Source organism: Nostoc sp. PA-18-2419, from assembly GCF_005869855.1.
Taxonomy (GTDB): domain Bacteria; phylum Cyanobacteriota; class Cyanobacteriia; order Cyanobacteriales; family Nostocaceae; genus Nostoc.
Map to the genome: position 1 here is coordinate 1 of NZ_SZNH01000068.1, position 14,857 is coordinate 14,857.

Annotated in this window: 12 protein-coding genes and 2 pseudogenes; 8 read left to right on the forward strand and 6 right to left on the reverse strand. The window is 43.0% G+C overall.

Features of this window, described 5'->3' with window-relative positions; genetic code table 11:
- Positions 1-123, reverse strand: a 123-nt coding sequence (locus tag FCR06_RS31010) for a helix-turn-helix domain-containing protein (protein ID WP_411268032.1), incomplete at its 3' end; no start/stop codon positions are given.
- Complete coding sequence (locus tag FCR06_RS31015; RefSeq protein ID WP_138506648.1) at positions 87-341, reverse strand: helix-turn-helix domain-containing protein; 255 nt, start codon at positions 339-341, stop codon at positions 87-89. The genes FCR06_RS31010 and FCR06_RS31015, both read right to left, overlap by 37 nt.
- A 108-nt stretch (positions 342-449) precedes the next feature.
- Here FCR06_RS31015 and FCR06_RS31020 point away from each other — a divergent pair, with 108 nt between their 5' ends.
- From FCR06_RS31020 to FCR06_RS31035, 5 genes are all read left to right on the forward strand, one after another.
- The gene (locus FCR06_RS31020) at positions 450-1,802 is read left to right on the forward strand and encodes a C25 family cysteine peptidase (RefSeq protein ID WP_223280378.1); all 1,353 of its coding nucleotides are present in this window, start codon (positions 450-452) and stop codon (positions 1,800-1,802) included.
- A complete protein-coding gene (locus tag FCR06_RS31025) occupies positions 1,799-6,667 on the forward strand; it encodes a CHAT domain-containing protein (protein ID WP_138506652.1) in 4,869 nt (1,622 codons plus the stop codon). The genes FCR06_RS31020 and FCR06_RS31025 overlap by 4 nt, the downstream gene beginning before the upstream one ends.
- Positions 6,668-6,679: 12 nt before the next feature.
- Positions 6,680-6,982 (forward strand): hypothetical protein, encoded by a 303-nt coding sequence (locus tag FCR06_RS33215; protein ID WP_189523649.1) that lies wholly within the window; start codon positions 6,680-6,682, stop codon positions 6,980-6,982.
- 42 nt (positions 6,983-7,024) lie between these two features.
- A complete protein-coding gene (locus FCR06_RS33220) occupies positions 7,025-7,318 on the forward strand; it encodes a hypothetical protein (RefSeq protein WP_189523650.1) in 294 nt (97 codons plus the stop codon).
- A 163-nt stretch (positions 7,319-7,481) separates the two neighbouring features.
- Positions 7,482-8,417, forward strand: coding sequence for an IS982 family transposase (locus FCR06_RS31035; RefSeq protein ID WP_138506667.1), 936 nt, complete (start codon positions 7,482-7,484; stop codon positions 8,415-8,417).
- Positions 8,418-8,491: 74 nt separating this feature from the next.
- On the opposite strand, the pseudogene FCR06_RS31040 reads toward FCR06_RS31035, so the two are convergent.
- Positions 8,492-9,037 (reverse strand): annotated as a pseudogene (locus tag FCR06_RS31040) (IS1 family transposase); the annotation flags it as partial.
- Between the two features lie 39 nt (positions 9,038-9,076).
- A complete protein-coding gene (locus FCR06_RS31045; RefSeq protein ID WP_138506656.1) occupies positions 9,077-12,007 on the reverse strand; it encodes an NHLP bacteriocin export ABC transporter permease/ATPase subunit in 2,931 nt (976 codons plus the stop codon).
- A gap of 82 nt (positions 12,008-12,089) precedes the next feature.
- On the opposite strand from FCR06_RS31045, the gene FCR06_RS31050 reads away from it, so the two are divergent.
- Both FCR06_RS31050 and FCR06_RS31055 read left to right on the forward strand, forming a co-directional pair.
- The gene (locus FCR06_RS31050; protein ID WP_138506658.1) at positions 12,090-12,275 is read left to right on the forward strand and encodes a hypothetical protein; all 186 of its coding nucleotides are present in this window, start codon (positions 12,090-12,092) and stop codon (positions 12,273-12,275) included.
- A gap of 115 nt (positions 12,276-12,390) precedes the next feature.
- Entirely contained in the window at positions 12,391-13,425 is a 1,035-nt protein-coding gene (locus tag FCR06_RS31055; protein ID WP_189523651.1) for a 6-bladed beta-propeller, read from the forward strand.
- Between the two features lie 193 nt (positions 13,426-13,618).
- Here FCR06_RS31055 and FCR06_RS31060 read toward each other — a convergent pair whose 3' ends face one another.
- Together FCR06_RS31060 and FCR06_RS31065 are read right to left on the reverse strand one after the other, a co-directional pair.
- Positions 13,619-13,927 carry a transposase gene (locus FCR06_RS31060; RefSeq protein ID WP_138506663.1) on the reverse strand — a complete coding sequence of 103 codons (309 nt, stop codon included), beginning with the start codon at positions 13,925-13,927 and terminating at the stop codon, positions 13,619-13,621.
- Complete coding sequence (locus FCR06_RS31065; RefSeq protein ID WP_138506665.1) at positions 13,893-14,264, reverse strand: transposase; 372 nt, start codon at positions 14,262-14,264, stop codon at positions 13,893-13,895. Before FCR06_RS31065 ends, FCR06_RS31060 begins: the two co-directional genes overlap by 35 nt.
- A gap of 348 nt (positions 14,265-14,612) precedes the next feature.
- Between FCR06_RS31065 and FCR06_RS31070 the strand changes: the two are divergent.
- A pseudogene (locus FCR06_RS31070) lies at positions 14,613-14,792 on the forward strand (IS1 family transposase); the annotation flags it as partial.
- Positions 14,793-14,857 lie beyond the last annotated feature (65 nt).

Below are 14,857 nucleotides of genomic sequence, written 5' to 3' on the forward strand. Positions count from 1 at the left end.
TGATATTTCCCACTCACTAGCAATGTGGAAGTAAGTTCGGTATTCCCGCCAATATTGTAAGCAAACTAAAGCTTGGTCTTCCAAGCTTAACTTGTTTGGATAACCTCGTGTGATATTTCCCACTCCCTAGCAATGTGGAAGTAAGTTCGGTATTCCCGCCAATATTGTAAGCAAACTAAAGCTTGGTCTTCCAAGCTTAACTTGTTTGGATAACCTCGTGTTTGCTTCAAATTAGCTGCATCTTTTAACACCTTAATCATTTCATCAAACGTGCGTTGTTGCACCCCAACCAAACGTTTGAACTGCCGATTCGATAACTTTTTTGTTTGCTCGTATCGCATAAGTAGATTGATTCAAGCGACAAAACCCAATATCATACCATAAAATATTTTTGCAAGAGGTCTAATGCTGACCCAGCAATTAGAGAAGCACTTAGCCCATTATTAGAATTGCGTAAAAAGCAAGCCACCCAAAACAAAGAACATTATTATCAGGAGTATATCGGCGTTAAAGCCTATCGTCCGGGCGAGACGAAAACTAAGTTTTTGGCACGTCATCAAGTAGGGCAAGGGCCTGCCGACCCTGATAAGATGCCTTACTACCTACTGATTGTCGGTGACCCAGAAACTATTCCCTATAGCTTTCAGTACCAACTTGATGTGCAGTATGCAGTAGGTAGAATTTATTTTGACACATTAGAAGAATATGCTCAGTATGCTCATAGTGTTGTCGAAGCAGAAACAGGTAAGCTCTCACTACCGCGCAGTGCTAGTTTTTTCGGCGTGCGGAACAGTGGCGACCAAGCAACTCAACTTAGTGCTGACCAACTAATCAAACCCCTAGCTGAATGGATAGCCCAAGACCAAGCAAGCTGGAATATTCAAACTATTCTTAAAGATGAAGCTACAAAAGCTCGGTTAGGGCAATTATTAGGTGGTGAGCAAACTTCTAGCTTGTTATTTACAGCAAGTCACGGGATGGGTTTTCCGAATGGCGACCCACGACAAGAACGCCACCAAGGGGGGTTACTCTGCCAAGATTGGCCAGGACCACTCCAGTGGAGAGAAAAAATTCCCGAAGATTTTTATTTTTCTGCGGATGACATTAGTGTAAGCGATCGCTTGCTGGGATTAATCGCCATTCATTTTGCCTGCTATGGTGCTGGTACACCTAAATTCGATGATTTTGCCCCAACTAACGAAAGGTCAACTATTGCTCCACGCGCTTTTGTTGCTCCTTTACCACGACGCTTGCTGAGTCATCCCCAAGGAGGAGCATTAGCTGTAGTTGGTCATGTCGAGCGAGCATGGGGATATTCTTTTATATGGGAGAGGGCTGGAGCGCAGTTGCAAGTCTTCCAAAGTTCTTTAAAACGCTTGATGGAAGGGCATCCTGTGGGATCGGCGATGGAGTTTTTCAACCAGCGTTATGCTGAACTTTCATCTGATTTGAGTGTTCAACTAGAAGAAATTAAATTTGGTGCAAAAGCTGATGACTCAGCCATAGCTACTATGTGGACAGCCAACAATGATGCTCGGAGTTACACAATTATTGGCGACCCCGCAGTGCGGCTACCTGTTGGTGATGAAAACGCTATAGAGCGGCCAGTCATTGAAAAAGTGACTTTGCCAGCCGCACCTACAACAGCAGAAGTATCTGTATTACAGCCAGCGAAGTTGGATTTAATTAAATCGTTAGAAACCTTTTTAGAAAAAGTTCAGCAAGCTCCAGCGTCGGAAGTTGAACAAATTCAAACAACTGTATCAGCCGTAAATAATTTACTTCAGGCATTGAAATTATGAATATCTTTGAAATTACAATTCAACGTAAATATAAAGATAGCTGGCCTGTAGTTGTCGAACATACTAAACCAGGTCAACTTGTTCCTATCCGCCGTCAAGGTATCCTTAATATCAGTGGTGAAGATGATCTTGTCACACTCAGAGCATTAAGCTCCCAGCCAAGGAAGTACGGCACAATATTAGGCAAAACATTATTTAATGATGGTATACGTGATGCTTTTGTTCAAGCCTTGGCAAGTCTTGAAGATAGCAAAAACACTGAAAAATATCTTCATGTACTGCTATACGTCGAAGCTGACGACCTCAAGGAATTACAGTGGCAAAAACTTTGCTCTCCATTAGATGGAGACTGGGATTTTTTATTTCTCAACCAAAGGACACCTTTTTCTCTCTACATTCCCACAATTACAGAGCAGCTTTTCCCTGCCATTGGGCGACGAGACTTGCAGGCACTGATTGTAGCTGCCAGCCCATCTGGATTAGGGAAATACCAACTCGACCATTTTGATGTAGAGGCGGCGGTGACTAGTGTGAAAGCTGCCTTTGGGGACATTCCAACTGACGTGTTAGCAACAGTTGATGGAGCAGTAGGGCCGCCCACCTTGGACGCACTGATGCAGTGTCTTACTAATGATGAAAAATATTATACCTTAATCCACTTCGTCTGCCATGGTAAGTTGTTATCTAATAAAGAAACTGCACTTTATTTGGCAACCGATGATAATCAAGTTGCACCAGTTGATGCCACTACCTTAATCGACAAGCTGACTAACTTGAGCCGCGCACCGCATTTTGCTTTTTTGTCCACTTGCGAAAGTGCCAGTAATACAGTAGAAGCAACAGGAGCAATGAGTGGATTAGCACAACGCTTAGTTAGAGAATTAGGTATACCCGCCGTCGTGGCAATGACGGACAAAGTTAGTATAAAAACTGCTCAAGCTTTAGCTACCACTTTTTATCAAAAATTGAGAGTACATGGCAATGTAGATTTAGCATTGAGCGAAGCTACAGCTGGATTGCAGGATAGATATGACATCACTGTTCCCGCACTTTTTAGCCGTTTGGGTGGGCGATCGGTATTTAGCGATACTCCAGACCGTCCACTGACATCTAAGGAGATCAAGTATGGTTTAGATTATTTAGCAAAATTACTACCAGAACGTGCGCCTGTACTATGTGATGAATTGAGTACCCAAACAGCAGTCCTGAATAAAACATTGGGTACTGAAACCAAGGAGGCGTTGCAAGAACAACAGCAGGCTTTGGACGTAATCAATAAGATATGTAGCGAAGTCTTGGATTTGAGTTTTCCAGCTTTGGCATTGGGTACAGAACCACCAGCTTACGACTCACGCTGTCCCTTTCGAGGATTATACCCGTTCCGCTTGGAAGACCGCGAGTTTTTCTTTGGGCGGGAGCAGTTAATTGCAAAACTACAAGAAAAACTGGCGCAAGACAATTTTTTACCTGTGTTAGGGGCTTCTGGTAGTGGTAAATCATCAGTGGTATTGGCAGGATTAATTCCAGCACTACAAAGCCAGCAGCCAAACCTCCAGATGGCTTACATGGCTCCAACTAGTGAACCAATTGCTGCACTGCAAACAAGTCTATCAACATTTCAAGGCCAGAATTTTGTATTGGTGATAGACCAGTTTGAAGAATTGTTTACTCTCTGTAGTGATGAAGCGCAAAGACAAAAATTCATCGAGCAATTAATCAGTCTTAGCCAGCAGCAAAAAGTGATAATTACGATGCGGGCAGACTTTTGGGGAGAGTGTGCAACTTACCCCAAACTTAAAGAAATGATGCAAGTGAGACAAGAATTAATTGCTTCTATGGATTTAGCCCAGTTACGTCAAGCAATGGAAATGCAGGCTGCAAAAGTGGGTTTGCGTTTTGAAGCTGGTTTGAGTAATTCCATTTTAGATGAAGTCCAAGGAGAACCAGGAGCAATGCCATTACTGCAACACGCATTGTTTGAGTTGTGGAAACGGCGAGAAGGAAGATGGTTGCGGTGTCAGCAGTATGAAGCGATTGGTGGTGTGAAAATGGCAATTTCTCAGACTGCTGATGATGTTTACAAACGTTTATCATCCCAAGAGCAAAAGCAAGTACAGAATATCTTTGTGCGCTTAACCCGCTTGGATGAAGAAGCTGTACAAGGTGAGAAACGACGAGATACGCGACGGCGAGTTGAGTTAGAAGAATTAGTGCCTGTTGGTGGAGAACAGGCACAAATCAAAAAGCTGATCAGATATTTGGCAGGTGAAGGTGCGCGGTTGGTGGTTACTAGTGTGAACAGTAGTACCCATCGAGAAGAGGTTGAAGTTGCTCATGAAGCTTTGATTCGTTACTGGCCGAGGTTGCAAAACTGGTTGAACGAAAACCGGATTCATTTGCAACTGCGGGATAAAATTCGTGATGCAGCACTGGATTGGAATCAGAATCAACGCAAAGAAGAGTATTTAGAGCTTCAGGGTGGACGATTAGACTACGCACAAATGCTATCTAAGCAATCTGATTTTTTGAATAAGCTTGAGACTGAGTATGTTGATGCTTGTGTAGAGTTGCGCCAGCGTCAACATCAACAAAAGTGGCGAATTGCTTGGACAACTATTTTGAGCTTGCTTGGATTCGCTCTATTTGCAGTTTTTCAATGGAGACAAGCAGAAATTGGTCAAATTAAGGCTTTAAGTGCATCCTCAAAAGCACTTTTACTCTCCCATCAAGAATTAGAGGCAGTGGCAGAAGGTTTGCAGACAGGCAAAATGCTCCAACATTCATTCTGGCAAGCAATCTGGCCTGACGCTGATTTAGGAAATCAAGTCAGAAGAACGCTGCAAAATGTGTTTTCTGAGGTTAAAGAACACAACCGCTTACAGGTGAAAAGTCAACTTGCTTCAGTAGCATTCAATTCTGATGATCAGATGATTGTTACTCAGAGTTTAGATGGAATAGTGCAACTTTGGAAACCAGATGGTATGCCGATTCCCTGGCCTCATAACGGTCAAAAAGTTTTAGTTACTAATAATAATGGACAAAGATTTGATGTGCCAGTAGTTGCTTCAACTGATAATGAGCAGATACTTGCCTTAGATTGTGACGGTCACTTAGTTTTTACATTTAGAAACTACAGAGGGTTAGTTCCGATTTCAAGTGTCATATTTAACCCTACTGAGAAGATTATGGCTTTGGCTGCTGGCGATCGCATTTTACTATTGAGTCTGGCAGGGGATCAACCCCTCAAGAGCTTAAAAACCCAGCTTGGCCCCATAGCTGCACTCGCTTTTAAAGCTGATGGCAAGATACTTGTAACAGCTAATCAAGCTAAAGGCGGAATTATACAACTTTGGAATCTAGAGAACGATACCCTTATAAACACCTTAGAAGGAGATATGGGTGTGCAAGAGTCCGTCAGTATTAGCTCAGACGGACAGATGGTTGCTGCTGGGGGTTGGTATGGGACTACACTCTGGAAAAGTGATGGCACATGGCATAAAAAGCTTGATGTTGGGTATCCAAATCAGGTTAACGTCTTAACCTTTAGTCCTGATGGAAAGATGCTGGCTACGGGAGGTGTGAATAAAACAGTCAAACTCTGGAATATAGACGGTACTTTGTACAACACATTTCTAGGACATGACGATGCAATTTGGGGACTCAGTTTCAGCCCCGAGGGTCGGATAATTGCCTCGGCAAGCAATGATAATACAATCAAACTGTGGCAGAAAGACAGTCAACAGAATGGTACATTGCTCACAACCCTTAATGGACATCAGAGTTCTGTTCGCTCAGTTGCTTTCAGTCATGATGGTAAGACTATTGCTTCGGCAAGTGATGATGGAATTGTCAAAATTTGGCAGCTAGGTGGTACTGCTCTGAAAGCTCTTTTACATAACGATCAAGTGTATGCAGTTGCGTTTAGCCCTGATGGAAAGACAATTGCAACAACAAATGGACATGGTTGGCTGACTCTCTGGAACCCAGATGGAACTGTGCAAAAAACTGGACAATGGCATTTTGGGCCGATTACCGCAGTTGCTTTCAGTCCTAATGGACAGATGATTGCCACAACTGCGGGGGATAGGCAAGTACAAATTAGGAATTTAGATGGCACTCTTTTGAGAAAGTTAGAAGGACATAACGGTAAAACTAATCAGTTTGAAGTCAAAGGAGTGAGTTTTAGCCCTGATAGTCAAATCATAGCCACCGCATCTGTGGACGGGAAATTACAATTGTTTAATACAGCTGACGGGAAGTTGCTAAAAACTTTCGAGCGAGAGAATTATCTAATTTGGGGTATCAGTTTCAGCCCTAAAGATCAGATAATTGCCTCTGCAAATAGTGACGGAACAGTTAAGCTCTGGAATACGGACGGCACTTTACTAAAAACTTTGCCAGGACATAACAATGCAGTTTTGGGAGTGGCTTTCAGTCCTGATGGCAAGACTATTGCTTCTGCAAGTGCAGATAAGACAGTCAAACTCTGGAATATTGACGGCACTTTAATAAAAACTTTGCCAGGACATAACAATGCAGTTTCGGCAGTCGCTTTCAGCCTTGATGGCAAAACTATTGCTTCTGCAAGTGCAGATAAGACAGTCAAACTCTGGAATATTGACGGCACTTTAATAAAAACTTTGTCAGGACATAACAATGCAGTTGTCGGAGTCGCTTTCAGCCCTGATGGAAAGACTCTTGCTTCAGCAAGCTCTGATAAGACTGTAATTCTGTGGAATTGGCAGGAAAATTTGAATCTGGAACGGCTACTTACTTACGGGTGTGATTGGATGCACGACTATTTAAACAACCCCAGTGCTAATGTTGGTAAAAGCGATCGCAAACTCTGCAACAGCAAAAATTAAAGTATTTCAGCAATGAACACCTTTGAGATTACCATCCAACGCAAGTCAGGCGATCACTGGCCGATTGTTGCAGAACACACCCGCGCCGATGAACTGCTACCAATTCGCAGTGAAGGAACTCTGATGGTAACTCTAGAGGATGTTCAACAACTGACTAGCTTGCTAGCAAGACCCAAGGATTATGGTACAGTCTTAGGCAAAGCCTTGTTTCAGGCTCAAATACGTGATGGTTTTGTCAGCGCTTTACGGGAGAGTCAAGAACCACTGCGAGTTCTGTTATTTATCGAAGCCGCAGACAGCGAACTAAAATTCTAGCGTTGGGAAAGGCTATGCGCCCCGATTGATGGTGATTGGCAGTTGTTAGCTCTCGAACAGCGATCGCCTTTTTCTTTCTACATCCCTGCAAATACTGATCGCCGCTTTTCTCCAATTGGAAGGCGTGATTTGAAAGCGCTAGTATTTGTAGCCAGTCCCTCAGACTCTCAGAGGTATAATTTAGCTAAATTTGATGTAATAGCTACGGTTGACAGTGTGCGAACTGCGTTAGGGAATATTCCTACTGATGTGCTGGCAACTGTGGAAGATGCGATCGCTCCGCCAACTCTTGACGCTCTGTGTTCTCAACTAATATTACGTGAGTTCGACGGTTAGAAAAAGGCAAAAAGCTTGCTATGTATAGATTTAGCAAACGGGGCACTCACAACAGCGATCGCTACGACTGATGGAGAATTGGTCAAAAAGTGACAAAAAAGGCCCAGACTAAGAATATCTAAAAAAAATGAGAGTCTCGGCTATGTCTACCATTGTATCTCGGCTGGATATCACACAAATATTTTGTGATCTAGATGACTTCTGTAAGCAGTGGCAACACTTATGGCAGCAAAGACCACAGTTACCATCGACAAGAGGAGAGCGTCGCACTCAGTCAAGGATATGCGTCTCAGAAGTGATGACAATAGTTATCGCTTTTCATGGTAGCGGTTATCGCACCTTTAAGGAATTTTACACATTGCACGTACTTCCTAGTTGGYGTCAGGCCTTTCCCAATCTAGTCAGCTACAACAGATTTGTGGAATTGATGCCGTGGTGCTTAATGCTATTGTGCTGTTTTTTGCATACAAGAACCGGAGAAATTACAGGAATTAGTTTTATCGATTCAACTCCCATTAATGTRTRCCATAATTGCCGCGCCCATGCACATAAAGTATTTAAAGGATTAGTAAATTGGGGTAAAAATTCTGTTGGTTGGCACTTCGGCTTTAAGCTTCATTTAATAATTAATGACCGAGGAGAATTGCTAGCATTCAAATTAACTCCGGCGAATGTAGATGACCGAAAGCCAGTACCAGAAATRACTGAGGATTTGATTGGTAACGCCAGTTGCTTCAAGTCGGCAGAGCCGCCCAACGCACTGGCTCAACTTTTTGGAGATAGAGGATATATTTCTCAAAAACTATTTGAGGAGTTATATGAGCGAGGTTTAGAATTAATTAYCAAATCCAAGAAGAACATGAAAAATCGCTTAGTTAAATTGATTGATAAAATTCTCTTAGGCAAGCGAGCAGTGATTGAGTCGGTGAATGACCATCTCAAAAATATATGCCAAGTAGAACACTCTCGGCATCGTAGCCCTTTTAACTTTCTGGTTAATTTGATGGCTTCTTTAGCTGCTTATAGCTATTTACCTCAAAAACCATCTATTGACATTTACCCAAAAGACCTTCCTGCTCTACCTCCTGCCATTTTTTAGTTCTGTCGAACTCACGTTAAAGTATAGACAAATACCTGTATTTGTTAATTCATCCCGCACTTATGCAACACCGTTTTTTTAATTATTTGGTCAAAATCGTCAATAAAACATGGATAAACTGGGTATCCATCAGTTACGTAAAAATAACATTTCCAACATTTAATCCTATTCCACAGTTTGGCAAAAGTTTTAGCACTACGGTCTGCTATAGTCCAAGCTAAAATACCTGGAAGTCGATTATTTACAGCCGTCCATATGCAAATTTTGTTTTTTTTACCTGCAAATGTTTCAAGCTCGTCAACTTGTGCTACTTTAGGAATTTCTAAATGTTCAGGCGCATCTGGTAGCTTTCGAGCGGTTTCTCTCACCCAATTGATTACAGTATTATGATTAACTCTTGTCAGCCGCTCAATGGCGCGAAAACCAATGCCATTTACATACATGGTGAGACATTGTTTTTTAATTTCATCGTTGTATCCGCGTTTTGAATATGATTCTATAAATTGGCGTTAGCGAAGCGGGGCGGTACGCACATCGCAAGCAGTACAGATGTAATTCTGTTTACCACAGCGATGCCTGTTCTTACGGTTCAGGTTGGATGCACAATCACGACAGTTCATCCCTTAATTATGCAACGCCAAAAATCGCGTTGCTCCCGATTAAGTCATCTGCCGAGCCATCAACTGAGCAAACAGCCCGTCTTGGTTTGCTAATTCTTCAAAACTCCCCTGCTGTACAATCCGCCCTGTTTGAAGGACATAGATGCGGTCAGCATTGCGGATGGTACTAAGGCGGTGAGCAATTACAACCCGCGTCACCTGAAGTTTATTCATACTAGCGCTAACGATCGCCTGAGTTTTGTTATCCAAAGCGCTGGTCGCTTCGTCAAACAGCAAGATTTTAGGCTTTAAAGCTAGAGCTTTGGCAATTAGCAACCTCTGCCGCTGCCCCCCAGAGAAATTACTACCCCCTTCGCTGACAACCGTATGCATCTTCATTGGCATTGCCGCAATATCATCGGCTATACCAGCCATTTTGGCTGCCTCCCAAGCTTCCTCTTCAGTAATCAGGGCACTTCCAGCAATGTTATCGAAAATAGAAGCTGACTGTAATCTACCGTTTTGCAGCACCACTCCCATCTGTCGGCGCACTGCTTGGAGATTTAGCTTTGACAAATCCTGAGTGTCATAGTACACAACACCAGCTTCAGGAGTTTCAAATCCTAATAGTAATCGGAAGATAGTAGATTTCCCACTTCCAGAGCCTCCAACTAAGGCGATAAATTCTCCGATCCCAGCATGTATACTTACATCATCAAGAATGATCGGCCTATCCTCTCGATAGCGGAACGTCACATGGTCAAGCGCCAATCTGCCTAGAAGACTACCAGGGTCAACTTTGTTGTCATCCACCTCTGGTTGAGCTAGCAGAATTGGCTGGGCTCGCTGCCACAAGTTAACAATATTTAAAGAGTCAACAATTGTATTGCTCAAGCTAGTAGCACTGCTGATGAAGGTACTAAAAGCGGAATTGAAAGCTATAAAGCTACCTATTGCCAGTCCAGCAGTACCCCCAGCCTGAGACCGAATCGAAAACACCGCAATCCAGAACAGGAAAATTAAACTTACAGGAGATAGCACCTCGTTAAATAAATTGAGGCTATCTTCAATCATCTGTACACCCAGATTCAGTTTTGCTCGCTGGTAATACTGCTTTCCCCAATAAGCGAAGGCTCGTTTTTCAGCTCCGCTAACCCGCAGTTTAGAAACTCCATTAAGCAACTGCACCACTATTCCAAACAGTTCCCCCTCCAAGGCTAGTAGAAAGCGATTTTTATTGACTTTCAGAATGCCGTAGATTATTGTAATAATAATGGATAATAGGGTAATTACGCTTGCTACTAAGGCCAGTTCCCAACTGTAGTAGAACATCAATCCCAGGTTGAGCAACGCAAAGAAACTACTAAGGAGCGTTGTCAGGGTAGAGCCACTGAGTTGGCGACGGATATCAGTGATAGCTGATATGCGGGAACGTAGATCCCCTGTAGAGTATTCTCGAAAAAAGGAAGCTTTTAGCTTTAGTACTCGATCCCATACTGCTGCTTGGGTAAGTGCGTCTGAAGCGGCTTCCAATCGTAGCAAGGTAAAACCTTGGGTTAACTTAAAAATTGCCACTCCAAACGCAGCAGTAAACAAAACTGCTCCCATCTGAAACAGTAATCCCTGCTCAGCATTTGGAATCACTTCGTTTACCAGCTGACCTGTGAATATGGGAATGAGCATATTGAGTAGAGTTGCAGAAATAGCAGCTATGGCAATCACCAACAAATCCCAGCCCCGGCCTTTGAGAGCAAACTGCAACACATCCATAGCCTTCAAGGATCTGTTTGGTAGAGGTCGATAGAATGTATAAGCTTCTAGAGACAAAGTGGCGGCAATTTGTGCATTGACAGGAATGCGGGTCATTGCCACAGGATCGAACAAATTATAGCGATTATTTCCCACTGGTATAAGTGCTACGGGGGAGTTATTTTGCGTATATCCTAGAAGGGGACCGCAGTCCTCAAACCACCATTGATCTGTTAATAAGACGCGACGCATTCGCACTCCTGAAGCTCGCCCGATTGCCTCAAGAGGATCTTTAACCCGGCTCATGTCCTCCGACTTAGCTGGGGGACGAATTTTTACCCCTAGTACCCGCCCCACTGCACCCATCGCTACTAGTAAAGGGGTATCTGTAGAAGAAAAATTTTGCTGTTGTTGAGGCTGCAATATGGATGCCAAGTTCCTCAAAGTTTCCTCAGTTATCTGGAGGTCGAGAGTTTCTCGCTGATGAAGCCTGAGCCTTGTTTTCTGGACTTCTTGCTGGTCGACGCGGTCAATGTACTGCAAAACCAGATTATGTAAATTTGCTATACCTCTAACCAAGGTATCTAGGTCATGAACTGCTGAGGTAGGGTATATAATAGACTCAACCGTGCCGTTTGCTCGCAGCCACATTTTGGGACTCAAAGGTAAAATTCCAAAGTTATTGTCGATAGTAATTCCATCTAATCCCATCCATTGAGCATTACCCTGGCTAATCTCTAACCATGAAACACTGCCTGACTGTGGCTGAAGAGTTTGGCTATCGGTCAAGTCTAAAAATCTTGTCTGCAAACTCTGTATAGGGTTAGTTATGCCTGGGAGCGAAATTTGAGGAGTTGGGGCATCAGAGAAGATAGAATCTAGTTGGCAAATCCAATTTTCGACTAGGGCGATCGCTGAGGTGTCGGCGCCAACAATTAGCCGACTTAATTCTAGAAAAGACACTTTTAAGAGTTCTGCTTTCCCTGTAGTCACAGCCATCAACTGACGCTGTTCCTTGCTCGAACAAGATGGAGTGCCGAACATTGCTTCTCCAGGGTTAGTACTGAACAAATAGTGGCGCGATCCTTCTGGGACACCGTTTATACTCAAAGTCGCTACTACAGCGATCACACCAGATCTAACTACCCAAATTGACTGTGGGTCATTTAGTAGTATTTTGTGATTTCCTTTAAATTTATACACTTCTCCCGGAAGACTGCTGATACCACTTGGCTCAATCATGTTAACGTGAGTTCGACGGGTTAATTTGGCACAAAAAAGCTGAGACTGTCATGAAAGCAAAAATAAATAAGGTGTCTCAGTAATGTCTATTATTGTATCTTGGCTTGTCTTCGTAGCAGGTGACAACGCTCAAAATCCAACAGTAGACATCAATGACCCAGTAGATAAAATTCTTGCCATAGTATCCTCCGTCAAACCAAATCAGAATCAAACGATGAAAGTGATATATTTTCTAGAAACTTTGCACAGAGTCGGTTTTGCAGATTGAATTGCGGCTGTTTACAGTGTCCCTACCTTTATGTAAAAATGGCTCAGTGGTTTGAGCGGTGACAGTGTAAAGGAAAAATATGTTCTCAGTAATTAGAACAGGTATAGTTGCACTAATGACTACGACGGTGCTCGGAACTGCCTTAGTAGCGAGGGCAGCAGATTTGACCTATATTACCTCTTTTGGTGGTACTTATGGCAGCGGTAACGGGCAATTCAAAACTCCATTTGGCCTAGCAGTAGATTCTTCTGGCAACGTCTACGTGGCAGATGATGATAGCAATCAAATAGACAGGTTTAATCCCAGTAATTTTAGCGGTACATTTACCTCCTTTGGGACTGGTGGCAATGGTAACGGGCAGTTTGCTGGTCCACAAGGCGTAGCAGTAGACTCTTCTGGCAACATCTACGTGGCAGATACTGGTAACTACCGAATTGTCCGGTTTAATCCCAGTAATTTTAGCGGTACATTCACCTCTTTTGGTGGCACTTTTGGCGGCGGTAACGGGAAGTTCGCTAGTCCACGTAACGTAGCAGTAGACTCTTCTGGCTTAGTCTATGTAACAGATTTGCCTAATGGGCGGATCGTCCGGTTTGATCCCAGTAATTTTAGCGGTACATTCACCTCTTTTGGTACTTCTGGCGTTGGTAACGGGCGATTTGCTAATCCATATGGCGTAGCAATAGACTCTTCTGGCAACGTCTACGTATCAGATGCTAGCAACCAGATTGTCCGGTTTGATCCCAGTAATTTTAGCGGTACATTCACCTCTTTTGGCACTGGTGGCAATGGTAACGGACAGTTCACTTTTCCAAGTGGCCTAGCAGTAGACTCTTCTGGCAACGTCTACGTGGCAGATACTTATAACGGTAGCCGGATCGTCCAGTTTGATCCCAGTGATTTTAGTGGTACATTTACCTCTTTTGGCACTCAAGGCAATGGTAGCGGGCAGTTCTATGTTCCATTTGGCGTAGCAGTGGACTCTTCTAGCAACGTATACGTGGCAGATACTGGTAACTACCGAATTATTCAGATCAAAAGTGGCACTACCTCAACAGTACAAGTACCTGAACCATCAGACGTGTTAGGCATTCTCGCTTTAGGTGTCATTGGTTTAGTTACCAAATTTCAGCGCTTACTTTACCCCTAGTTGAATGCCTAAGCTCAACAAAATCAGTAGACCGAAAAGTTCTGCGATCGCTCAGTGATGGGGAGCATCCCAATTTTGCAAAAATAAAGAGAGAAAAATAATTTGCGATGAATTCTCGCGAATGAATAGGCGGACTTAATCTTCCTGCTCTTGCTCCTCCTGTTCCAACCCAGAACGAATATCTAGAAGACACTCATCCAAAGTATCTTTGAGGTCTAATTCCTCGTTTGCGTAAAGCAGCGCGTTTATCCTTTGAATCGTAACCTTTATCAGTTGCTAACACCTTCACTCTCTTACGCGGTCTACCAGGCTTTAAAGTTTTAAGTTTGACTTTTTCTAACAGTGGTAATACCTGCTCTCTTTCATTTCCGTTGGCTGGAGTTGTACAGTTAGCTAAAGGCATTCCATTTCCCTGTGTAAGTGTATGGATTAACACTCCTTTTTCGTTACCACCATAAGCAACGTCTTCACCTCCTCCCGATCCTGGGGGAAAAAGAGCCATCAACAGCCCCAAAGTCCCAATTTATCAAACCTTTCTCATCAGCGTAGGCGTAGCCCGCCGCAGGCATCGCAAGAACACGCGCCTGTATATATTCAAACGTTCCATCCTCCCGCCATTGCTTTAACCATCTGTGCGAAGCGCTTTTTGAAGCCCATATATCTCCCTTTGGGATGTCACACCATCGGCATCCAGTAATCAAGATGTATAAAAGACTATTTAGCAGATAGCGGTACGGTGTATGAGGCATTCGCTTACCACATTTTTCTGGTTCTGGAGGAAATATATCTTCAAATAATTTCCATTCCAAATCGCTTAACCCCACGAAACGTCCTGCCATCGCTTGATACACCTTTCTCAATTCAGAAATAGGCTATCATCTTTGGGGATTAGTGGGATAGGTTCAAGATTTATTTTAGGCATTTTCAACTAATTTTCTCATGATTTGAAAAATATTTGACACAGCTGATTACTGTTACTAATTTCAGCTATGCCCTTTAAGTATGCAACCTTTAGATAGTACAGAAATACTATATTTTAGTGATCGCACTGTGCCAGTTGCGTAAGTCCTGATAAATAAAAGTCAGMACCATGTAAGTGTGTATCGCTGGATTAGGCATCAAAGGCGATACCAAAGACAAGCAAAATTGGCGTTGCATAATATAGGGATGAATTGAGTTTTAATACTGTGCATTATCCATACTGTGATTCTACTGAGATTAGAAAAAATGGTAAACGAAGAGGTAAGCAAAATCACATTTGTGTAAAATGTGGTCGTCAATTTATCGATGCCTATAGTCCACCAAAAGGATACTCAGATGAGATAAAACAAGACTGTTTAAGATCATACGTGAATGGCATGGGATTTTGAGCGAGCGAGCGTGATAAGGGAGTTCACCATACAACCATAATTTATTGGCTAAAACTTATTGG

Coding starts and splice junctions, on each gene's coding strand:
- FCR06_RS31065 (WP_138506665.1), bottom strand. CDS start 14,264: ATGGCAGGACGTTTCGTGGGGTTAAGCGATTTGGAATGGAAATTATTT.
- FCR06_RS31015 (WP_138506648.1), bottom strand. CDS start 341: ATGCGATACGAGCAAACAAAAAAGTTATCGAATCGGCAGTTCAAACGT.
- FCR06_RS31045 (WP_138506656.1), bottom strand. CDS start 12,007: ATGATTGAGCCAAGTGGTATCAGCAGTCTTCCGGGAGAAGTGTATAAA.
- FCR06_RS33215 (WP_189523649.1), top strand. CDS start 6,680: ATGAACACCTTTGAGATTACCATCCAACGCAAGTCAGGCGATCACTGG.
- FCR06_RS31060 (WP_138506663.1), bottom strand. CDS start 13,927: ATGGCTCTTTTTCCCCCAGGATCGGGAGGAGGTGAAGACGTTGCTTAT.
- FCR06_RS31050 (WP_138506658.1), top strand. CDS start 12,090: ATGTCTATTATTGTATCTTGGCTTGTCTTCGTAGCAGGTGACAACGCT.
- FCR06_RS31055 (WP_189523651.1), top strand. CDS start 12,391: ATGACTACGACGGTGCTCGGAACTGCCTTAGTAGCGAGGGCAGCAGAT.
- FCR06_RS31025 (WP_138506652.1), top strand. CDS start 1,799: ATGAATATCTTTGAAATTACAATTCAACGTAAATATAAAGATAGCTGG.